The following is a 22,811-nucleotide window of genomic DNA, read 5'->3' on the forward strand; positions in this document are numbered from 1 at the left end:
TACCTATTTCTAACGAAAAATTACAGTTTTTTGATCTTAATTAAGGTAATGTTTGAAAGTTTGTAATCATTAGAATAAAACATCTAATACCAACATACAGCGCTAATCTTTTATGCTTAACTAATAGGTTGCCCTCATTGTTGGATTAGTTTTCGCACAAGTTTGCAAGAGGACACAGATTTATGAAGTTCACTAAAACACTAATTGCAGCATCACTTGCTGTTGTTTCTGCTGACAGCTTTGCTGCAGCTTTCCAATTAGCAGAGCAAAACGTATCAGGTTTAGGTCGTGCATACGCTGGTGAAGCAGCCGTTGCTGATGACGCGTCTGTTGTTGCTCGTAACCCTGCACTTATGTCTTTATTCAAAGACAAGCAAATCTCTGTAGCAGGTATTGCTGTCATTCCAGATGTAAGCTTAAAAGGTGAAAGTGCTGCATACGGCTTAGATGAAAGCTCTATCGATGACGATAGCATTGCGCCATCTGCATTTATTCCTGCAGGTTACTTCACTATGCCTTTAAACGACAAAGTGTCTTTAGGCTTTGGTGCTTTTTCAAACTTTGGTCTTTCAACAGAGTTTAAAGATGACTACGCGGCAGGCTCTATCGCGGGTGAAACTGAAATCGTAACAGTTAACATGAATGCAAGCGCTTCATACAAAATCAACGAACAGTTCAGCCTAGGTCTTGGCTTAAACTATGTTTATGCTGATGCGAAAGTTGTTCGTAATGCAGGTGCAAACCCTCTAGGTTTACCAGCTAACACGCAAATTGCTCACCTTGAAGGTGACGATTACGGCTTTGGTTGGAACATTGGTGCGATGTATCAGTTAGACGAAAACAACCGTTTTGGTTTTAACTACCGCAGCGAAACAGATATCGACTTTGAAGGCGAGTATTCAAACCAACTTCCAGCTGCTTTTGGCGGTCTAGCGGGTACTAAAGTACCAGGTGAGTTAAAATTAACCTTACCAGCCATTGCAGAATTCTCTGGTTCACACCAAATCGATAAGAAGCTAGGCGTACACTACAGCATCTTATGGACTGGTTGGGACAGCTTCCAAAAATTAGAAGCCTACGTACCAGGTGTTGAATCTCCAGTATTCTCTAAAGAAGAGAACTTCTCTGATTCAATGCGTTACTCTATCGGTACTGACTATCAGTACAGCGATGCACTTTTACTTCGTGCAGGTATTGCATACGATGAATCGCCAGCAGACCAATCGCACCTTTCAATCTCTATCCCTGATACAGATCGTTTCTGGTTCTCGTTTGGTGGTAACTACGCATTCAGCGAAAACTCAAATGTTGACTTAGGTGTAAGTATCCTTCGAGGTAAAACACAAAACTTCTCTGAAAAAGACAGCCTAGCTGCTTCTTTAGGCCAAGATGTTTCATGGGAATTTGAATCAAAAGGTCACGCAGTTCTAGTTGGTGCTCAGTACAACTACAAATTTTAATACCAATTCGTTTAATCCCTCAAAATGATTAAGTATTATTGCGGGTTGGTATAATTGTGACGCGACGTAAAGTCGCTGTTACAGAGCATTAAAAAGCCGCACTATAACAATGTTATAGTGCGGCTTTTTTGTAAGCGCTATAAAACTTATAGCGCTATATATGCTGTTATAGACTTTCGATTTTCGCTTTTTGCGCTAACAGTTTGTCTTTCGCATCGGTAAATTCAGCCAGTTTAGCATGCTCTTTAGCAAGTACAGCTTCTGGTGCGTTATTTACGAACTTCTCGTTAGCTAACTTGTTTTGAACCTGTGCTAAGCCTTTTTCTGCTTTCTCAAGCTGCTTCGCGATACGAGCTAATTCAGCTTCAACATCGATTAGGCCAGCCATTGGGATCATGATCTCAAGGTTACCAACATACGATGTTGCACACGCTGGTGCATCGTCTTTATTATCAAGAAGGGTGAACTCTTCAAGCTTAGCAAGCGACGCTAAGAATGCTTCGTTATCCGTTAAGCGGCGTTTGTCTTCGTCAGACGCATTAGCAAGCAATACAGATAATGGTTTGCTTGGGCTGATATCCATTTCACCACGAATGTTACGAATAGCAAGAATGAATTGTTTAACCCATTCTAGGTCGTCCATCGCTTGGCTATCAACATTAGCTTCATTGTATACAGGGAAACCTTGAACCATGATGCTAGTGCCCGCAGTTTCGATACCTGCAAGTGGCGCAACACGTTGCCAAATCGTTTCTGTGATGTATGGCATTAACGGGTGCATTAAGCGAAGTAGGCTTTCTAATACCGTGATTAAGGTGTGACGAGTACCACGTTGCTGTGCTTCGTTACCTTTAAACAATACTGGTTTAGTCAGTTCTAGGTACCAGTCACAGAATTGGTTCCAAGTGAACTCATAAATGGTGTTTGCTGCTAGGTCAAAACGGTAGTTTTCTAGATGCTCAGTATAGGTTTTAACCGTTGCTTCAAATTGGCCTAAAATCCAACGATCAGCGAGTGAGTACTGTTTTTCAGCATCTGTAGCAAAGCCACAATCTTGCTCTTCTGTGTTCATTAATACGTAACGGCTTGCGTTCCATAGTTTGTTACAGAAGTTACGGTAGCCTTCAAGGCGGTTCATATCCCAGTTGATATCACGACCCGTAGAAGCCATTGCTGCAAGGGTGAAACGCAGTGCGTCTGTACCGTGTGCTTCAATCCCGTTTTCGAATGTTTTACGGGTGTTCTTCTCAATCTTCTTCGCTAGTTGTGGCTGCATCATGTTACCAGTGCGCTTTTCAACTAGGCTTTCAAGGTCGATACCGTCAATCATGTCGATAGGATCAAGTACGTTACCTTTCGATTTAGACATCTTATCGCCGTTTTCATCACGGATAAGGCCAGTGACATAAACGGTTTTAAATGGTACTTGTGGCTTGCCGTCTTCATCTTTGATGAAGTGCATGGTCATCATGATCATACGAGCAACCCAGAAGAAGATGATGTCGAAACCTGTTACCAATACGTCAGACGGGTGGAAGGTTTTTAAATCGTCTGTGTTTGCAGGCCAGCCTTGCGTTGAGAAAGTCCAAAGCGCAGATGAGAACCACGTATCTAAAACGTCTTCGTCTTGCTTAAGTGCAACATCATCAGCAAGGTTGTTATCGCGGCGTACTTCAGCTTCGTCACGACCAACGTATACGTTACCTTCGTTGTCGTACCAAGCAGGGATGCGGTGACCCCACCAAAGTTGACGTGAAATACACCAGTCTTGTACGTCGTTCATCCACGAGAAGTACATGTTCTCGTATTGTTGAGGTACGAACTTAATGTCGCCATTCTTAACTGCTTCTTTTGCAGGCTCTGCAAGCGGTGCTACGCGAACGTACCACTGATCAGTAAGAAGAGGCTCAATCACTACGCCAGAACGGTCACCGTAAGGGACTGTTAAGCTGTGATCTTCAATTTTTTCTAATAGGCCAAGTTCTTCAAATTCGCTCACAATCGCTTTACGTGCATCAAAGCGGTCAAGGCCGTGTAGGCGCTCAGGGATTGGCGCATCTAATTCAAGCTCTTTACCGTCGAATGTGTAGCTTTCGCCTTCGCTTAATACCGCAGCATCTTTGTTGAAGATGTTGATCATAGGAAGCTGGTGACGTTTACCTACTTCGTTATCGTTAAAGTCGTGGGCAGGCGTGATTTTCACACAACCTGTGCCTTTTTCCATGTCTGCATGCTCGTCGGCAACAATTGGAATACGACGGTTTACGATAGGCAGTAAAATGTCTTTACCGATCAGGTCTTGGTAACGCTCATCATCAGGGTTAACCGCAACACCTGTATCACCTAGCATTGTTTCAGGACGTGTTGTGGCAACAACGATATAGTCTTTGCCGTCTTGTGTTTTTACGCCATCAGCAAGTGGGTAACGTAGGTTCCACATGTGACCTTGTTTGTCTTTGTTTTCAACTTCAAGATCAGAAATAGCCGTGTGAAGTTTAGGGTCCCAGTTAACTAGACGCTTACCACGGTAAATTAAATCTTCTTTGTGAAGACGTACGAATACTTCTTTAACCGCTTCAGAAAGACCTTCGTCCATAGTGAAACGCTCACGGTCCCAATCCACAGAAGCACCTAAACGACGTAATTGTTTAGTGATCGTGCCGCCAGAGTGGTTTTTCCACTCCCAGATTTTTTCGATAAATGCTTCACGGCCAAGGTCGTGACGTGTTTTACCTTCTTCAGCAGCAAGCTTACGCTCAACAAGCATTTGTGTTGCGATACCCGCGTGGTCAGTACCTACTTGCCATAATGTGTTGTTGCCTTGCATACGCTTTAAACGCGTTAGCGTATCCATAATGGTATCTTGGAACGCGTGGCCCATGTGTAAGCTACCCGTGACGTTTGGTGGCGGGATCATAATTGAGTATGCGTCACCTTGACCAGACGGTTTAAAGTAGCCATTTTCTTCCCAGCCTTGGTATAAAGACTGTTCAATATCTTGCGGATTATAGGTTTTATCCATTACACAGAACCTTAAATAAATGCTTAAATGTCAATTTCTTGCGTTGCAATATGGGCGCCCAGTTGGCGAAGCTTTTTAAACCGCTCACGGGCGGCTTGCTTAGCATTTGGCTCAACGGGTACGAAATCATAAACCTGCTGAAAACGGCGGATAAAATCCGGAAGTTGTTCAGCTAAGTTGATTAATATTTTTCTGTTGCCGACAGGCGGAGTCATACCAATTTCAACCGGTGCGCCACCTTTAGGGCCTTCACCTTGTAAGTTGTGAGGTACAAAACTATCTGGTTCAAATGACCAAATGATGTCGTCGATTGTGTGGGCCGTGTCGGTGTTATCGGCGTAAATAAATACGCGATGACCTAGACGATACTGATCCGCAGCAATTTTAGCTGCCAGATCGAAAACTGCTCCAGCCGATTGGTGGGCATTATCATCTTGTTTTAGAACGTAAAATTGTGCGTTCATGCTCATTGTGACAAACGTCCCCACAGATACACAGATCAAAGCAGGGATTTTGACATAGAACGAGACTTGCTTCAATTAATAAGGCGCCATTTGGCGCCTTATTTAGGGTTAGTTTTAAGCTTGCAATAAGGCTTAATCGTGACTTGCTTCGCTTACACCCGCGCGGTTCAGTAAATACTGAGTCAACATAGGGACCGGACGACCCGTTGCACCTTTGTTTTTACCGCCGCTGCGCCATGCTGTACCTGCGATATCTAAATGCGCCCAGTTATATTTTTTGGTGAATTTAGATAAGAAGCATGCCGCTGTAATCGTACCTGCAGCACGGCCACCTAAGTTGGTGAAATCTGCGAATGGGCTTTCAAGTTGCTCTTGATAGTCATCCCACAGTGGTAGTTGCCAAGCACGGTCGCCACTTTGCTCAGACGCTTTTAGTAGGTCATGGGCAAGCGGGTTGTGGTTTGAAAGTAAACCAGTGGCATGTGAACCCAGCGCGATAATACATGCGCCAGTCAGTGTTGCTACGTCGACAACAGTATCTGGTTCAAAGCGCTCAACATAAGTGAGTGCGTCACACAGTACTAAACGGCCTTCAGCATCGGTATTTAACACTTCAACTGTTTGACCCGACATAGTGGTTAAAATATCACCAGGGCGATAAGCGTTTGAGCCAGGCATGTTCTCACAACCCGCTAAAACACCGACAACGTTAATCGGTAATTGCATTTGCACTAAAGCGCGCATCGTACCAATAACACCCGCTGCACCACCCATGTCGTATTTCATTTCATCCATGGCTTCGCCAGGCTTAATTGAAATACCACCTGAGTCAAAGGTTAAGCCTTTACCCACTAACACGATTGGCGCTTGGTCTTTGTCGCCACCTTGATAGTTGATCACCGACATAACCGATTCATTCGCGCTACCACGGCCAACTGCTAGGTATGAATTCATGCCCAGCTCAGCCATTTTTTCTTCGCCAATAATCTCAACGCTAACGTTCTCAAAGTTTTCAGCAAGCTCTTGTGCTTGTTCACCTAAATATGCCGGGTTACAGATATTTGGCGGCATGTTGGCAACGTCTTTACATAATTTGCTACCCGCAGCGATTGCTAAGCCATGCTCAATTGCGCTTTCGCCAATGGTTAACTCGCGGCGCGTAGGTACGTTGAAAACAATTTTACGTAGTGGACGGCGAGGGTCGCTCTTTTTGCTTTTCAGTTGGTTGAAGGTGTACAAGCAATCTTGTGTTGTTTCAACTGCTTGACGCACTTTCCAATAGGTGTCGCGGCTTTTAACGTGCTGCTCAGTTAAAAAGCATACCGCTTCCATCGAACCGGTTTCGTTTAGCGTGTTAATCGTTTTTGAGATGATTTGTTTATATTGTTTGTCATCAAGCTCACGCTCTTTACCACAACCTACTAGTAGTACACGCTCGCTCAGCACATTAGGCACATGATGCAATAGCAATACTTGGCCTGGTTTACCTTCAAGGTCACCGCGGCGTAGCAAGTTAGAAATATAACCGTCACTGATCTTATCTAATTGTTCACCAATGGGGGATAAACGACGTGGCTCATAAACGCCTACTACAATACATGCGCTACGTTGCTTTTCTGGACTACCACTTTTTACGCTAAATTCCATTGTTACTCCTGATATTGAGTCATATAACCTTAGTTAATAAGGGTAAGAAATTCTTTTACGAGTCCTTTCTTACATTTTTTAGTTTAATAGCACTAATCTTAGTACATAAACTATGACTCTATTTATGTGTTTTTGAACTTTATCTTAATGTGACTATCAATATCACATAATAGACGCCATCTGCACCATTTATGCAAGATTATATGTTCTTGCTAGGTATGATATTTAACTGTGATGGCATATAATAAAGTGAGTAAAATAACTAGTTTACTCAAAATTCCTTACTATTCCAGTGAAACTCGATGTTTAACAGGGGCGAGCATTGCTAATTTTTCGTTATTTGACCACTGAAGTTCTCAAGTCGCAGGTCGCCGTATTTTTAACTTTGATGACTATTTTTGTGTCTCAAAAGTTTGTTGTTATTTTAGGAGACGCCTCTGAAGGGGGTCTTCCTGCTAAACTTGTGCTCTCGATGATTGCACTAAAACTTCCTCAGCTGGCTTCCCTTATCTTACCTTTGAGTATCTTCTTAGGGATTATTCTGGCGTACAGTCGCATCTATGCCGACAGCGAAATGACCGTATTCAGAGCTTGCGGTGTCAGTGAATGGTATGTGGTTCGGGTAACCCTTATCTCAAGCACTGCGATGGCTGTTTTAGCTGGGACGCTGACACTTTACATCGCGCCATGGGCCAGTGAACAAGAATATCAATTAAAAGAGCAAGCCAAAGCTGATGCTGGCTTATCGGCATTACGTGCCGGGCGTTTCCAACAAACCGGTAACGAAAAAGCTGTGGTCTTTATTCACAATATTGAAAATGGCGGCAAAGAGTTACACAAGGTATTTGTTGCTCAGCTACCCGATCGTGAAAAAGGTGACTTAGCACGTTTGGTGTATGCAGAACGTGGTGTGGTGATTGAGCAAGAAAACGGTGAACAGCAACTTGTTCTTAACGATGGTAAGCGCTACGAAACAGATGGCGAGTCTGCTGCGTTAAACTTAACAGAATTCGATGGTTACAGTGTGCAAATTCAAGATCAAGAAATTGAACACCAGCGCCGTAAGTTAGAAGCCATTCCAACGCTTGATTTATTTAAAATGAAAACCTCTGAAGCCATTGCACAGTGGCAATGGCGTCTTGCTATTCCGCTGTCAATTCCATTGTTAACTTTACTAGCAGTACCTTTGAGTGTGGTGAATCCACGCCAAGGTAAATTTGCTAAATTAGTGCCTGCAATCAGCTTGTATTTAGGGTATTTCATATTACTCAATGCCGCTAAATTTGCAGTTGAAGATGGCAAAATACCTCCTTCAATTGGTTTATGGTGGATCCATTTGTCAGCTTTATTTATTGGTGGATTCTTGATTATTAAAGGTCGTCCGCTCGGCGCATGGTTAAAAGCAGTTGTGACTAAGCGGGAGTTAAACGCATGATGAAAACACTCGACTGGTATTTAGGTCGCAGCATAATTCAAACCACCGGTTTTGCTTTAATGGTACTGGTAGGTATTAGTACCCTAATTAAGTTTATTGAGCAGTTAAAATCGGTTGGCCGTGGTAGTTATGATATTGCTACTGCGCTTATTTACACTCTATATAGCATGCCGGGTGATTTAGTTATCTTCTTCCCAATGGCAGCCTTGATTGGTGGCTTAACAGGCTTAGGTGCATTGGCATCAAACAGTGAGCTGGTAGTCATGCAAGCGGCGGGTATGTCACGTTTACAAATTATTGCATCAGTAATGAAAACCGCGATGTTTATGGCGATTTGTATGATGGCGCTTGGTGAATGGGGCGCCCCAGAAGCACAGCTCAAGGCAAAAGAGATCCGTAACCAAGCAATTAATGGTGGGGATATTTTTAATGCCAAGCGCGGTGTGTGGGCTAAAGATGGCAGTAATTTCATTAATATTGAAGATGTCGACCAGCAGGGCACTTTACGCGGTGTTCACATGTATCACTTTGATAAATCGTTGCAACTTACTCAAATTACGAAAGCAAAAGAAGCCGTAAACCGTAAAGATGGTTGGTTGTTGCGTGATGTAAACAAAGTAATGATCACGCCAGAGCAAATTAGTACAGAGCAGCAAAAAGAAGAGTTTTACGACTCGCAACTGACCGCCGAGAAACTCGGGGTGGTGTCGGTTAAGCCGGAAGCACTGTCGTTTACTGGGCTTTGGTCATATTTAAGTTACTTAAAACAGAATGAGCAAGATACTAGCACCTATGAATTAGCGCTTTGGCGCAAAATAATGCAACCGGTGTCTGTGGCTGTGATGTTGCTTGTTGCTTTATCGTTTATATTCGGCCCGCTTCGCACCGTAACGATGGGGGCACGTATTATAATGGGTGTAATAACCGGTATTACTTTCCACTTAACCAATGAGATTTTCGGTCCTGTGGTGATGGTTTATCAAATTCCAGCAGTGGTTGGTGCCGTGTTACCAAGCCTGTTGTTTATTGGTTTTGCAACTTATCTCTTAAATAAACGAGTCTAGTACTTGTGTAAAATGCACAAAAAAAGCGTGGTTTGTAGCCACGCTTTTTTTGTGCCTGATGTGTTGCTTAATCACTTAATCAAGTGAGCGATAAATACGTTTATTTTCTTCTTTGGTGAGGGTGATCACTTCAGTTTTTGCGATGTAATCTTGCAATGCGCGCTTATTTTTAAAATCGACCAACACCACTAAATTACCTAAACCTAATAGCGCAGTAATGGCTCTAAGTGCACCTTGTTGCCAGCTAATTAATTGACCATCGAGGGTTTGCACCTTTAAACGCCATGCCCGCATACCAATTGTTTGGCCGCTCTTAGCCCAAAAATAGCTAAAGAAACTAATACTCACTATCACCAATAGCGCACTACGGATGCCATACAATAATGGTGAATTTTGAATGAAAGCAGATACATCTTCAGCGTCACCAATGCTTAGTAACTCTAAAGAAATTAGCCCTTGAACAGCTAATAAATAGAGTACGGTTGTCAGCATCGCAAAAGCAATGATAACCAAGGTATCGTAAATTAAAGAGGCAAAGCGGCGCCAAAAACCGGCACGTGGAAACTCAGCTGACATAAACAATCTCATCCAATTAAATTGCGCAGTAGTTTAGCAAAGTCCTGAGCAAACAAGAAATAGTTAGCGGTTGTTTAGTAAGTCGACAAACAGGTCTGACCTGCTATAGTTGAGAAAATAATAAAAATGAGCACACAGTTATGGCCGTTTCTCAAAGCGAAACTCATCAAGTATTTAATCAACCCAAACCACTTGAAAACTACAATGCCTATGAGGCCGACACGGTACTTCAATATTGGCAAAATCGTTTTGCTGGGCAATGGGGAACTGCGCATTTAACGGCGTTTGGGGAGCAAGTGGGTGGTGCATTACTGCAAGCAGGCTTTTTAGCAAACAAACACTTACCCGAATTAACCACTCACAGCCGCTTTGGCGAACGTATAGACCAAGTTGATTATCACCCAAGTTACCATCAGCTAATGCAGCATGCGATAGAGCAAGGGCACTGCGCATTGCCTTGGCAGCAACAAAAAGCCGGTAGCCATGTTGTAAGAGCAGTAATGGCGGTGCTGCACAATCATGCTGATCCGGGCTCTGGTTGCCCATTAACCATGACTTTTGCCAGTGTGCCTGCCATTGCGAGTCAAGAAAATGTAGCAGCTATGTGGCTACCTAAAATACTGGCAAATCATTACGATTCAGATAATAAGCCTTGGACCGAGAAAAAAGGTGTCACCATAGGTATGGCGATGACCGAAAAACAAGGCGGCTCCGATGTTCGGGCTAATACCACCAAAGCCGATGCCATCAATGAGAGTGGTGCAGGGCAATTATATGCTTTAACTGGGCATAAATGGTTTTGCTCAGCACCTATGAGCGATGCCTTTTTAGTCCTCGCTAATACCGATGAAAAGCAATTATCTTGCTTTTTAGTGCCGCGTTGGCTCGAAACTGGCGAGAAAAATGCCATGTATATTCAGCGCTTAAAAAGTAAATTAGGGAATCAATCAAATGCGAGTTCTGAAATTGAATTCAGAGGCGCGCATGGCTGGTTACTCGGCGAGCCGGGGCGAGGCATTGCCACTATCATTCAAATGGTCGCTCTAACTCGTTATGACTGCATGCTGGGTTCAAGCTCGCTGATGTTACAAGCAGTAAAAGAGGCAATTTGGCATACCGCTGGGCGCAGTGTATTTGGTAAAAACTTACATCAACAGCCACTCATGCTCAATGTATTGGCTGATTTAGCTATCGAGGCAGAAGCTGCACTTGCCATTTCAATGCGTATTGCTCATGCCCTTGATAACCAAAGTAATAGCAATGAAGTGGCATTAATACGCAGTGCCACAGCAATCGGTAAATATTGGATCTGTAAGCGGGCAGTGCAGCACACTTATGAGGCTATGGAATGTATTGGTGGTGTGGGTTATGTACAAGACAACATTACCAGTCGACTTTATAAAGAAGCACCGGTTAACTCTATCTGGGAAGGCTCTGGTAATGTGCAGTGCCTTGACCTTTTACGTGTGTTTAGCCGTGAACCTGAATCACTTAAGGTGCTTATCAATGAGCTCGAAAAAGCGCGCAGTTTGCACCCTGATTTTGCGATAAAGCTCGATGAGCTTAAAGGTATGCTGACAGATACTGCAAACCTTGAAATGCATGCTCGGCGTGTAATTGAAAAGCTTGCACTGCTTTGGCAAGCAGCAACACTATTACAATTTGGCGAGCCACTTATTGCCGATGCGTTTGTAAAAAGTCGTTTAAGTGACGCAGGGTTTAGTCAGTACGGCTGCCTGAGTCATGATATCGATTGTCAGGCGATTGTTTCGCGAATGATGCCAAAACTCTAAAGTTAACAACTTGTTTAATTATTGTGCGGTTGATCAGTGACGCCGCACAAAACGCTTGCCGCCTTACCCATTCTTTGTATAATGCTTGGCATAGAGACAAAAGCAGTTAAAAAAGCTTCTTGCTCTAAAGTGGTTTTTCTTTATCTTCTCGTGTTTAGAAGGTTAAAGAAAAATGAAGCCAGTATGATGGAATTGGTAGACATGACGGATTCAAAATCCGTTGCCTTCGGGCGTGGCGGTTCAAGTCCGCCTACTGGTACCACTTTTGAACCCTAGCCAATTGGTTAGGGTTTTTTTATGCCTGAAAAAGTTGTTTGCGGACTTGAGCGCCACGCGAGGCGTGGCACTGAAGCAAGTAAAAGTCCGCCTACTGGTACCACTTTTGAACCCTAGCCAATTGGTTAGGGTTTTTTTATGCCTGAAAAAAGTAGTTAGCGGACTTGAGCGCCACGCGGGGCGTGGCACTGAAATAAGTAAAAGTCCGCCTACTGGTACCACTTTTATGACCCCAGCAGATTTGCTGGGGTTTTTTTATGCCTGAAAAAGCTATCAGCTGTCAGTTTTTAGCCGATCGGTGCGGTTATTGTTTTTTGAAACCATCCTCAGCAATTCAATTCGTAAAAGCAATGTAGGAGGCAGTTTACTGCCGAACCAAGAAAACCGAACCAGCAATACCTACCCAAATAACACCAAACCAGCAATGCTGAAAAACATAATTCATGGCTAAAGCCATTCCTACGGGTACATTTTGCCTAGCACCTAGCACCTAGCACCTAGCACCTAGCACCTAGCACCTAGCACCTAGCACCCAGAGCCTATAACTCAAATCTAAGTACCAATTCAGCCTTTATTAAAGCAACTTTTGTTCTATTTATAAGCGGTCAAGTTCAAACTATGCTTAGCCTACAAATAACCACGAAAAATGTGTGCTTATTTGGTTGAAAATTAATCATTTAAGACTAGAGTACGATGGTGTTTGAATACATCTTATAATACAATTTGCGGTCTGAACTATAAGTGAAGTCAATCACTTAGTGCACAATATCGGTAGGGTAGCATAGCGTGGGTACATACGACTTAAAGCGTATTGTTGAAAGTATTTCAAATCTTAAAAGTGAGAACTTTTATAATGCAATATGCCTGTCTTTATCAGAAGTGCTTGGTGCTTCTCATGTTTTTTTAGCTCAAGTCGATGAGTCAACTTTGTATGCAACGACTATAGCTTTGTGTGCGCATGACGAAATTGTTGAAAACATCAGCTACGATATCCGCTGTACGCCTTGTAACGATGTCAGCTGTGGCAGTATCTCTAGTTTCAGCTCGGGTGTTCAGCAGTTATTCCCAGATGATCAGATGCTCGTTGATATGGGTATCGAAGCTTATGTGGGTGTGCCTTTACAAAGTATATCGGGTAAAACCGATACCATTCTTGTCGCGCTATTTCAGCATGAAATAAATGATGCGATGCAAATTGAGTCTTTTTTCTCGTTATTTACTGGTCTTATCCAGCGTGAAATCGAAAAAGATCGCTTTATAGCTAAATTAGATTTCTCAAACCAACTGATTGAGCAAAGTCACGAAGCGATTTTTATTTGCGACCACAACGTACATATTACCTACGCGAATACCGCATTTACTAAAATGACGGGTTATTCATTGGATGAAGTCTTAGGGCAAAATCCAAAAATTTTAAGCTCAAACAAGTATGACCCGCATTTTTATAAAGCAATGTGGCACCAAATTAATACTGAGGGTAAGTGGTCTGGTGAGATCACTAATAAAACCAAACAAGGTAAGTTGTACACGCAGTTTTTATCGATAACCAAAATGCAAAATAATGGTGAAGATTGCTATGTGGCGTTTATTTTGGATATCACCGAGAAAAAAGAAGCTGAGCAGAAAATTTATTTTCATGCAAACCACGATCAACTCACCGGTTTGACCAATCGTTTTTACTTCAAAGAGTACTTATGCCAGTTGCTATCATCTTTGTCTTATCAAGATGATGAGAATACTAACTTAGCCGTGATCTACTTTGATGTTGATAAGTTTCAAGATATCAACACCGTTTATGGCTTAACCTTTGGTGATAAGGTTTTGTGTGAGCTTGCAGAACGCCTCGACGGTAGCTTTAAAGAATCGGCTTTTTCACGTATCGATGGTGATAGTTTTGCTATCTTACAAACTTATCAGCATGTCAGTGAACTAGAGCATGTTTGCAAACAAATTACCGCGTTACTTGTTGAGCCTGTTTCTATAGGCGGCATTAGTCAGCAGGTTTCAGTTACGCTGGGCATTAGTCAATTTGAGCAAGCTGGAACGGCGACTTCACAAGAAAAAATCGAAAAAATTGCTCGTCGTTTAGTTCGCCAAGCTGAGCTTGCTACCTTGAATGCAAAACAGACAGGCGATGAATATCTGTTTTTCTGCAAAGAGATGGATAACAAGGTTAAAAAGCACAACTTACTGGTTGAGCAGCTTACACAAGCCGTAAAGAACAACGACATAGAAGTGTATTTTCAACCTATTATTGATATTGAAAATAACACGGTCGCTAAATTCGAAAGTTTAGTGCGTTGGAATAACCAAGGGCAATGGGTATCACCTGCTGAGTTTATTCCGTTAGCAGAAGAGTCGCGGGTAATTATTCCCCTCGGTGAACTTGTATTGATTAAAACCTGCCAGCAAATAAAGGCGTTAGAAGCACAAGGTTATGAAAACTTTGTTTTTAATGTGAATCGTTCTTTATTTGAATTTACTGAGTTTAACCCTGAACGTAATGCATGGCTTGAGATTATTAAAGGGCAAGGGGTTAAACCATCACAAATTTCATTTGAATTAACTGAGAGTGTTTTAGCGCCAGAAAATACGAATCATCTCGATGTGTTAAAGCAGTTGAAGCAAGCTGGGTGTTTAATTTCGTTAGATGATTTTGGTACGGGTTATTCGTCTCTTAGCTACTTGCGTCGTTTTCCGGTTGATGTACTTAAACTTGATAAGTCATTTATTGATGAAGTACATGTTGATTTAGGCGACGAAGCGCTGGTTAAATCGATTATTCAAATGAGTCGTGTACTGGGTATTAAAGTCGTTGCAGAAGGAGTTGAAGAGCGCGAGCAATTGGCTGTGCTTACTGAAGCCGGTTGTGATTATATCCAAGGTTATTACTTTTCTAAGCCGTTGCCAGCAAATGATGTAGTGCCATTTTTAACGCAATTCTCTCGAGAGCAGTAGTTAATTACGGTATGATTTTGACATCAATCAGTTAGCAAAGCTTGTGATGTCAGAATTAACCGCAAAGCAAAACATAAAGGCGATTGTTACAGCGATAAAAGCCGAAGAGCAATCGCTTAGAACGCGTTTCCCTATTCTTAACCAGCAAAACGCCATTGCGATGATTATTCTGCTGGCGTCGTTGTGTTCACTAATCGCTGTTGCAACACTTTATTATTTAGCGGTTATTCCCTCGTGGCTGTGTATTATTCTGGCTGCCTTTATTACCTCGATATCGCATGAGCTTGAGCATGACCTTATCCATAAGCAGTATTTTAGTAATCGTCCTTTTATACATAACTTTATGATGTTAACAGTGTGGCTTATGCGGCCAAATACAGTTAATCCTTGGTATCGCAGAAAGATTCATTTACATCACCATAAAGTATCCGGCACCTCACAAGATTTAGAAGAGCGTTTAGTGGGCAATGGCATTAAATCGCCATTTTTGAGAGCCTTAGTCATCACTGATGGCTTGCTAGGTTTGCTAGTTAATTCCAAGCGATTTAGTAAAGAAATTAGCGGTTTTAAGTTTTTACGCGTGTTTAATGCAGGCTTTCCGATTGCAACCGCGTATTTTGCGATTCTTTATGGGGTAATTGCTTATTACGCAGTGCAGTTTGTACAGCCATTTACATTGCCGCCGTGGGGAGCTGAATTACTGGCGGGAGCCGAGTTTTTAATGGTGGTACTTATTGTGCCTAATATTATTCGTTCTTGTTCTCTTAACTTAGTGACATCGTCAATGCATTATTATGGCGGTGTAAATAATTTACTTGAGCAAACGCATGTGATCACCAGCCGTTGGTTTTTACCGTTTCAGCTATTTTGTTTTGATTTTGGTCGCACCCACACAATCCATCATTTTGTGCCGAATCAGCCCTTTTATATTAGACAATTGATCAGCAAAAAAATACGTCCTATTATGGCCCAGCATGGGGTACGTTTTAATGATTTTCAAAGCTTAAAACAGGCTAATCACTACCCTGTAAAAGGGCAATCATCTCAACAAGGAATTTAATATGAAGGTCACCGGTCGTTGTCATTGTGGTGAGGTAACTTACCACGCAGAAGTGGATGAAAATAAAGTGATTAACTGTCACTGTACTGACTGTCAAATTATCTCGGGTGCGCCATTTCGCACGGTTGTGGTGTCTATGCCTGATGGGGTTACCTTTACAGGTGCTGAGCCAAAAGAATATATAAAAATTGCCGAGAGTGGTAATCAGCGTGCGCAAGGGTTTTGTGGTAACTGTGGTACAGCCTTATACGCGACTTCTGTAGGTGCAGGTGAACGTATTTATGGCTTACGTATTGGCGCTATAGAGCAAGCTGATAAGCTTATTCCAAAAGCTCATATTTGGTATCGCTCACATAAACCTTGGCTCGATAACCTTAGTAATATGAGCGCCTTTGAAACCGCCCCTAAATAGCTGCGGTTTCATATTTATTGTTGGCCGATAGTGATATTTCGGCCACTTAAGTAACCAAATAAAGCACACAATAGGCTTGATGCAATACACAGCCAAAGTGCTCCCGCCCAGTTATTAAAATAACTATGTAAGGCGCCCGCAATAATAGGGCCTGTTGCAGCCAATAAATACCCGATACATTGCGCCATACCCGATAACGCCGCAGCTTGCATTGAGTCATGAGTGCGCAGGCTTACAAATGATAAGCCCAAGATAAAACAGGCACCTGAGCAAAACCCTAAGGTGACTGACCAAAGCATCGCAAAACTAGGCGCAATTAATAATCCAACAGAACAAAGCGCGCCAAGTAACGCTAAGCTTAGGGTTAAGATGCGTTGATCTTTTAATTTGGCAAGTAGTGGAATAAGCACAATTCCTGGCAGCGCAGAGGCTACTTGAAAGGCGCCTTGCAAAGCACCCGCATGCTGCGCACTATGGCCGCCTTCTATTAAAATGCTGGGTAGCCAACCTAGCATGATATAAGTGAAAAAGGAGTTAAAGCCAAGTAATAAGGTGATTTGCCAAGCAAGTGTAGAGTGCCAAATTTTGCTTTGCGTACTGTTTGAAACGGATGCCTGTTTTGGCATGGTATGTTGCTTAAGTTGTGGTAACCACACCACAATAGCCAGCACAACCAATAAGGCATAACTGGCAAGCGCCAATTGCCAACCAAGGTCTTTATACTCAGCTAGTGGAATGATGAGTGCTGAATAGCTGCCACCAAAAATGCCCATTGCTAAAACATAACTAGACGTCATTACTGCTACTTTGTGTGGAAAGTCACGTTTTATTAAGCTTGGTAATAACACATTACCAATCGCGATACCGACACCAATTACAGCGGTGCCAATAAATAGCACGGTGGCAGAATCAATAACTCGAGAAACAACCCCTATGCCTATGAGTACCAGGGCAATGAACAGTGATACTTCAAGGCCGCACTTTTTAGCAAGGCTTGCTGCCATAGGCGAGGCAATAGCAAACGCGATTAAAGGTAATGTCGTCAACATGCCGGCTTGTGATGCATTTAACTTAAATTGTTCAATGATCTGTTCAAGCACCGGTGCAATACCAGTGATAGGGGCACGTAAACTGGCTGCAATAAGAAAAATGCCCAGCACTAAAAGAAGGTTACGAATTAGATTTTGAGAAGATGTCACGCTGTTTAGGAGTAATAGCAAGAGGTACATTTATCATACCAAAATACTAAACAGTGTGGGTGAACTATGAGATAGCTCACCAAAAAATGCGGTTATTTAAAACTGATAACTTGCTGATAACATGGCATTGCGCGGTCTACCCGGAAAGTAGCGGTCGCCACTAAATGTAGTGTAGTCAGCGCGCTCTGCATAACGCTCGTCGGTTAAATTGTTTATTCGCGCAGTCACCGTTAGGTTGTCTGTTAGCTGCCACGCCGCTCTTAAATTTACTAATGAATGGCCTTCGTAACTATGCTGGTTTTCAGGATCAGTAAAGTAGCTGCTGGTGGTATGTAGCTCAAGGCCAACACGCGTTATGTCGTTTGCTTGCCATAGTAGCTGTAAGTTAGCGATGTTACGTGGTGCAGTATCAATGAGATTACCATTGATATTAACTGTGCTGAGTACTTGGTCATAACTGTATGTATGCTTGGCGTGGCTCGCGGCTAACTGCATCGATAAGCTAGGCGTTATGGCATAGGCTAGTTCAAGCTCAATACCACGATGCTGGGTTTGGCCATCATTGACGTAATAAAAATCACTGTCGCGGAAAATTACGTTCTTTTTATTCATTGCATAAATGCTAACTACATAATGCAGCTGTGCTTGTTGACCTTTTAAACCAAGCTCTAGGTTTTTAGCAGTTTCAGATTTTAGATCTGCGACATTTTGTTCGCGTTGTAACTGATAAAGCTCTGCCGCTTGCGGTGCTCGATAACCTTCTGAAGCATTGGCATAGATAAACTGGTTATCTGCAAATTGATAGCTTAAACCAAGCTTTGGCGAAAAGTGAGTAAAGCGATTTACGCCGCTTTCTGGTCGAGAATAGCGACACCCACCCATTGCGCATGGAGTACCATCGTCTTTTGTACGACCAGCCAACATATGGTTGTCGTAGTCATATCGCATACGCTCGTATCGGCCACCTAGGCTGATGAGTAACTCATCAAGTTGCCAATCAAGGTTAACAAATGGTGCTAATAGAGTGCTAGTTACTTGATAGTCGTAATGTTTACCTTGAGGCACGGTGGCGACTAAAAACGCTGAGCCTTCAGTTGGGCTATCTTGATATTGTAAAAAGTCAGCATCTGTAAGCTCACCATCAAAGCCAACAGTTAACAGGCTAGAACCGGTCAACTTATGCTGCCAGCTTGATTGAAGGCCAACACCTTGCTGAGCATTTTCTTCAAGGGGAGTACCCGGTAAAAAATGCTTAAAGAAGGTCATGTCTTGGTCGCGGATATAAGGCGTTAAGGTAAAGCTGTTAGCCTCATCTTGTGTCCAATTTAGCTTTGACCAAACACGCAAAGATCGGGCTTTACGAAATGCATCAGGATCAAAATTAGACTGAGCTATTTGCTCATCTTTATAGCTTTCAAAGCCTTCAATAAAACCAGCCGTTTGTTGATCTAAATAGGTGTAAGTCAGGCCTGTACTTACGTTTAGCTTTTTACCATCAAAACGGTGACGTAGCGAAAGTTTTTCTTGGTCAACACTTTCATCATCACGATAACCCGTATCTCGGGTGATCGTGGCATTAATGCCTAAACCTTGTTGGCCAAAGTCACGCCCCGTACCTAGTTTGTAGCGGGTGTAGCCAAACGAGCCGTAATCAAAACCAAGTTGGTTATGGTCGTAGGTTGTATCTGGGGTGATTACGTTGATCACACCATGCACTGCGTTTGAACCATAAAGTGCAGAGCCCGGACCTTTCAGTACTTCGATGCGTTCAGCCATTTCAGTGTGGGCTTCGAATAACTCATTGATGTTGCAAAAACCGGCTGCGCGAAGTGGAATACCGTCTTCGGCAGTGAGTAAGCCGCCACAGGCACCTGCGCCAGAAAGTACAGGTGAACGTAAAGCGGGTAAATACTCTTGTCCGTTACCATGTTGAAGATTGGCACCGGCCACTTGCTTTAGGGCTTGTTCAATGTGAGTTGGAGCGATAAGAGCCAGTTGCTTTTGTGAAATACTGCTGACGACAACAGGGAGTGGATCTGCCAACACTTCGCTGCGCGAGGCGGTCGTTGTAATATGTTCTAGCTCATTATTAGCGAAAGCTTGATGGTTTAATAATGAGGTGCTCACAAGCACTGAGAGTATCGACAACTTCATGAAAGCCCTTTGGTTAGGTACAACAAAAACCAAAGGGTATCTGCTTTTTAGGATGGGTAAAAGCTTTCGCGATTAATAACTTTGTCTGTTATGCATTACGGCGATGTACGGCAAAACCTGCCAGTACTGCCACTAACCAGAATAAGCTACTGCCGCCAGTACCATTTCTGTGCGTGACATTAGCCACTTTTTCTTCTTTTACGCGGGTTTTAAATTGCGCCAATTCAGCATCGAGATTTGTGATCATGTCATCAACGGCACCATTAAAGCTTGCTAGTGACTGCTCTTTAGCGACTTCATCGATGCCAATCGCTGTGCTGCGTTGCTCTGCTTTATGAATACCTGGCGCGCGAAACAGCATTTTTCGGCTTTTTACGTCAAATACGGCGGTATCTACAAAGGTTTGTACTGAGTTTTCATTGCCCGGAATCACATATAAACCAACAATCGTTAGATATAAAAACGCAGCGTTATTTTCTAAGCTTTGCGACACTTGGTCGTACGAAACAAGCGCCATAATATCCACATCATATAAACGAGAAACTTGCTCTAATGCGGTAAATCCTTCACTACCTTTTAAGTAAGTGCTTGGGATCACTTCAATACGGTCTATGTAGTCATATTGCATAAACTGCTTTTTAACTTCATTAAGCAGTGCGACTTCATCCCCATGATGCAAGCCATCATTGTACTTGTTAGGGATAAAGGCAATCCCTACTGTGGCAGGTAAGTTCAAGGTTGGAATTGTTGCTTGGTGTGCAGCTCTGTCTTGTTGGTCTGGGTAAAGGTACTCAACCAATGAACTTGATTGCGTTTTTTGATTGCCATATTGGCTCATCATGGCACTACAACCTGTTAGTGCAGAAATACTAATTATCAAACACCATTTTAGTACATTCATAAATTATCCTTATTATGTAGTGAAGAAGCGTTTGTTTATGTTGCAAATATAAAGACAAACACTGCAACTGGAACTGTAACTCAGACTCGATTTTTCGTAAATAGTGCCAAAGAAGTTTAAAGAAATGTAAAGATTGGCTTTCTAATGTGTTGATATGTAAACAGTTGCGTTTTTAAATTGTAACCCTTCATCTATGATTCAGGCTAAAACGTTAGGCTTTTTATCAAGAGCAAACGTTGAGGGTCTCTATTATGAATAAATTAATTACTATCTCAGTTGCCGTTTTAGGTTTGAGTTTGATACCTATGGAAGCAAACGCGAAACATGATCGTGACCATGATAGATACGAACAAAAACACGAACGCAAAAAGCATAAACATAAAAAACATCACAAGCATCACCATCATGACAGACATGATCGCCATGACCGATATGACTATTACAGCTACCGTGATTTACCACCCGGTTTATACAAAAAAGTAGGACATGGTGGTGGCTTACCACCAGGTTGGTATAAGCGTTATCACCATGGTGATATTCTTGACCGAGATATATATCGCCATGGTCGAGTGATTAAACGTCGCGACCGAAATGGCATTATTGCCATCGAAATCGATGACCGTCTTATTCATCTAGTACACGATACGCGAGAGATTTTATCAATCGTTACTCGCCATCGTTAATCCTGTCAAAAGCCGCTTAGCGGCTTTTTTTAGCTTGTTTCATACCCAGTTCAGAAAAACTTGCTACGCTTAATTGGGACTAATAAAAGGAGCACTCGCATGAAAGCATTGTTAACAGTTGCAGTGATTGGTTTAAGCCTAGTGACGGCTGGCGCACTTGCAAAAGATAAAGACAAGGATAAGGACAAAGATAAAAGTCTGCCACCTGGCCTTGAAAAGAAACTTGATAATGGTGGTGATTTACCACCTGGTTGGCAAAAAAAATTACGTAAAGGCGATATTCTTGACCGTGATATTTACCGCCGCGGTAAAGTGATTAAATCACGAGACAGAGATGGTCTAATTTCAATTCAAGTCGACGATACTGTCGTGCGTTTAGTGGAAGATACCCGAGAAATTATTTCTATTCTGAGCCGCTAGTTTTGCTTGAATCGTTCATGACTTATGGATTGAGTTCACTATTGGCCATGCTGCTAGTGGTCTCAATCTTGCCATTTTCATATTCCCAACATTATTTAATTCGCAGTTGTGACTTTGTACGCTTGCAAGTGGTTTACCTTGCTTGTGCGAGTTTAATTGCTGCAAGCTATTTAATCAGTCGTACGGGCTCCGCGCTTTATATTGGTTGTGCTCTGGCGAGTATCGTCGTGTTGCTTTTACAAGTCGGCTGGATTTACCCTTACACAAGGCTCGCTAATAAAGAAGTTGCCTCAAGTAATAAATCCGATAAGCACAGTATTCGTATTATGTCGGCAAATGTACTGATGTCGAACACTGAATATGACCAACTCATTGGTTTAGTTAAAACGCACCAACCTGATTTACTCATTACGTTAGAGTCTGATCAAACTTGGCAAAATAAACTGAGCAGTTTAGAGCAAGAATACCCATATCGAGTGTACTGCCCAAAAGATAATCGTTATGGCATGCACTTGTACAGCAAGTTTAAAATCAAACAACAGCAAGTTTGTGAGCTTATAGAAAGCGATATCCCCTCAATCCATATTTTGTTCGAAGATGCAGATGGCGTAGAAGTACAAGGGCACTTTATTCATCCTGCTCCTCCGAGCCCCACAGAAGAAGACAGCTCTCGACCGCGTGATACTGAGCTGATAATTTTAGCGAAAGCACTTAAAAACAGACAGCGACCTTGTATTGTTGCTGGTGATCTAAATGATGTTGCATGGTCGCGGAGTACCCGCTTGTTTATGCGTATTAGTGGCTTGTTAGACCCACGTAAAGGTCGCGGCTTTTTTAATACCTTTCATGCCAGCTATTTCTTTATGCGCTGGCCGCTTGATCACCTTTTTCATAGTAATGAGTTTAGTGTTAAGCGTATTGAGCGTTTGGCAAAGTATGGTTCAGATCATTTTGCACTGCTTACTGAGCTTGTTTATAACCCCGACTCTGACAATCAAAAACAACAAGAGCAGATTGATAAAGAAAAAGCCGTGGATGAGTTAAAAATGCCATCAGCCTCTAAACAGCAAGTGCCAATGTTTGATACCAACCCGCAATAATACTTAATCATTTTGAGGGATAAAACCTGTCGCTAACTGCGTTAAAAATTTCTCATTTAGAACAACTAAATAACGAAATTTTTGCCTTGTTATCAACGAGGTTTTATTGCCTCAAAATAGACTACTTAATTAAGCGGATTGGTATGAAAAGTGATACGTTTTAGTATTAAAAAGGGCTCTAATGAGC

17 protein-coding genes and 1 tRNA gene are annotated in these 22,811 nt (G+C 42.4%); 11 read left to right on the forward strand and 7 right to left on the reverse strand.

The genetic code is table 11. The features are described 5' to 3' along the window. The first annotated feature begins 182 nt into the window (after positions 1-182). The gene (locus C2M25_RS01295) at positions 183-1,460 is read left to right on the forward strand and encodes an outer membrane protein transport protein (protein WP_105174540.1); all 1,278 of its coding nucleotides are present in this window, start codon (positions 183-185) and stop codon (positions 1,458-1,460) included. 166 nt (positions 1,461-1,626) lie between these two features. On the opposite strand, the gene C2M25_RS01300 is transcribed toward C2M25_RS01295, so the two are convergent. The 3 genes from C2M25_RS01300 to pepA all read right to left on the reverse strand — a co-directional run bounded on the left by C2M25_RS01300 (position 1,627) and on the right by pepA (position 6,593). Next, positions 1,627-4,482: a valine--tRNA ligase gene (locus C2M25_RS01300; RefSeq protein WP_063702138.1), complete on the reverse strand. Its 2,856-nt coding sequence runs from the start codon at positions 4,480-4,482 to the stop codon at positions 1,627-1,629. 23 nt (positions 4,483-4,505) lie between these two features. After that, positions 4,506-4,952 carry a DNA polymerase III subunit chi gene (locus C2M25_RS01305; protein WP_063702141.1) on the reverse strand — a complete coding sequence of 149 codons (447 nt, stop codon included), beginning with the start codon at positions 4,950-4,952 and terminating at the stop codon, positions 4,506-4,508. Positions 4,953-5,078: 126 nt separating this feature from the next. Further along, positions 5,079-6,593: a leucyl aminopeptidase gene (gene pepA / locus C2M25_RS01310; RefSeq protein WP_063702143.1), complete on the reverse strand. Its 1,515-nt coding sequence runs from the start codon at positions 6,591-6,593 to the stop codon at positions 5,079-5,081. 322 nt (positions 6,594-6,915) lie between these two features. Here pepA and lptF point away from each other — a divergent pair, with 322 nt between their 5' ends. Together lptF and lptG are read left to right on the forward strand one after the other, a co-directional pair. Beyond that, the gene (lptF, locus tag C2M25_RS01315) at positions 6,916-8,028 is read left to right on the forward strand and encodes an LPS export ABC transporter permease LptF (protein WP_105180176.1); all 1,113 of its coding nucleotides are present in this window, start codon (positions 6,916-6,918) and stop codon (positions 8,026-8,028) included. Next, positions 8,025-9,092: an LPS export ABC transporter permease LptG gene (gene lptG, locus C2M25_RS01320; RefSeq protein ID WP_105174541.1), complete on the forward strand. Its 1,068-nt coding sequence runs from the start codon at positions 8,025-8,027 to the stop codon at positions 9,090-9,092. The genes lptF and lptG overlap by 4 nt, the downstream gene beginning before the upstream one ends. A gap of 75 nt (positions 9,093-9,167) precedes the next feature. Here lptG and C2M25_RS01325 read toward each other — a convergent pair whose 3' ends face one another. After that, positions 9,168-9,668: an RDD family protein gene (locus C2M25_RS01325; RefSeq protein ID WP_063702146.1), complete on the reverse strand. Its 501-nt coding sequence runs from the start codon at positions 9,666-9,668 to the stop codon at positions 9,168-9,170. Between the two features lie 140 nt (positions 9,669-9,808). Here C2M25_RS01325 and C2M25_RS01330 point away from each other — a divergent pair, with 140 nt between their 5' ends. From C2M25_RS01330 to C2M25_RS01355, 5 genes are all read left to right on the forward strand, one after another. Beyond that, on the forward strand, positions 9,809-11,461 hold the full coding sequence (locus C2M25_RS01330; RefSeq protein WP_105180177.1) for an acyl-CoA dehydrogenase family protein: 1,653 nt from the start codon (positions 9,809-9,811) through the stop codon (positions 11,459-11,461). Positions 11,462-11,638: 177 nt separating this feature from the next. Further along, positions 11,639-11,723: transfer RNA gene (locus C2M25_RS01335), tRNA-Leu, on the forward strand. 800 nt (positions 11,724-12,523) lie between these two features. Further along, positions 12,524-14,695: a putative bifunctional diguanylate cyclase/phosphodiesterase gene (locus C2M25_RS01345; protein WP_105180178.1), complete on the forward strand. Its 2,172-nt coding sequence runs from the start codon at positions 12,524-12,526 to the stop codon at positions 14,693-14,695. Positions 14,696-14,741: 46 nt separating this feature from the next. Further along, positions 14,742-15,755, forward strand: coding sequence for a fatty acid desaturase (locus tag C2M25_RS01350; RefSeq protein ID WP_105180179.1), 1,014 nt, complete (start codon positions 14,742-14,744; stop codon positions 15,753-15,755). A gap of 1 nt (position 15,756) precedes the next feature. Beyond that, positions 15,757-16,167 carry a GFA family protein gene (locus C2M25_RS01355; protein ID WP_105180180.1) on the forward strand — a complete coding sequence of 137 codons (411 nt, stop codon included), beginning with the start codon at positions 15,757-15,759 and terminating at the stop codon, positions 16,165-16,167. A gap of 14 nt (positions 16,168-16,181) precedes the next feature. On the opposite strand, the gene C2M25_RS01360 is transcribed toward C2M25_RS01355, so the two are convergent. From C2M25_RS01360 to rhlP, 3 genes are all read right to left on the reverse strand, one after another. Next, the gene (locus C2M25_RS01360; RefSeq protein ID WP_105180181.1) at positions 16,182-17,396 is read right to left on the reverse strand and encodes an MFS transporter; all 1,215 of its coding nucleotides are present in this window, start codon (positions 17,394-17,396) and stop codon (positions 16,182-16,184) included. 66 nt (positions 17,397-17,462) lie between these two features. Beyond that, positions 17,463-19,520: a TonB-dependent receptor gene (locus C2M25_RS01365; protein WP_105180182.1), complete on the reverse strand. Its 2,058-nt coding sequence runs from the start codon at positions 19,518-19,520 to the stop codon at positions 17,463-17,465. 88 nt (positions 19,521-19,608) lie between these two features. Continuing rightward, positions 19,609-20,421, reverse strand: coding sequence for a rhombotarget lipoprotein (rhlP, locus tag C2M25_RS01370; protein ID WP_105180183.1), 813 nt, complete (start codon positions 20,419-20,421; stop codon positions 19,609-19,611). Between the two features lie 251 nt (positions 20,422-20,672). On the opposite strand from rhlP, the gene C2M25_RS01375 reads away from it, so the two are divergent. The 3 genes from C2M25_RS01375 (at position 20,673) to C2M25_RS01385 (ending at position 22,624) form a co-directional block, all read left to right on the forward strand. After that, on the forward strand, positions 20,673-21,104 hold the full coding sequence (locus C2M25_RS01375) for a hypothetical protein (RefSeq protein ID WP_105180184.1): 432 nt from the start codon (positions 20,673-20,675) through the stop codon (positions 21,102-21,104). A gap of 99 nt (positions 21,105-21,203) precedes the next feature. Next, entirely contained in the window at positions 21,204-21,524 is a 321-nt protein-coding gene (locus C2M25_RS01380; protein ID WP_063702163.1) for a hypothetical protein, read from the forward strand. Between the two features lie 17 nt (positions 21,525-21,541). Continuing rightward, a complete protein-coding gene (locus C2M25_RS01385; RefSeq protein WP_105180241.1) occupies positions 21,542-22,624 on the forward strand; it encodes an endonuclease/exonuclease/phosphatase family protein in 1,083 nt (360 codons plus the stop codon). Positions 22,625-22,811: the final 187 nt, after the last annotated feature.

The organism is Pseudoalteromonas sp. T1lg21 (assembly GCF_002964625.1).
In the GTDB taxonomy this organism is placed as follows: Bacteria; Pseudomonadota; Gammaproteobacteria; order Enterobacterales; family Alteromonadaceae; genus Pseudoalteromonas; species Pseudoalteromonas gelatinilytica.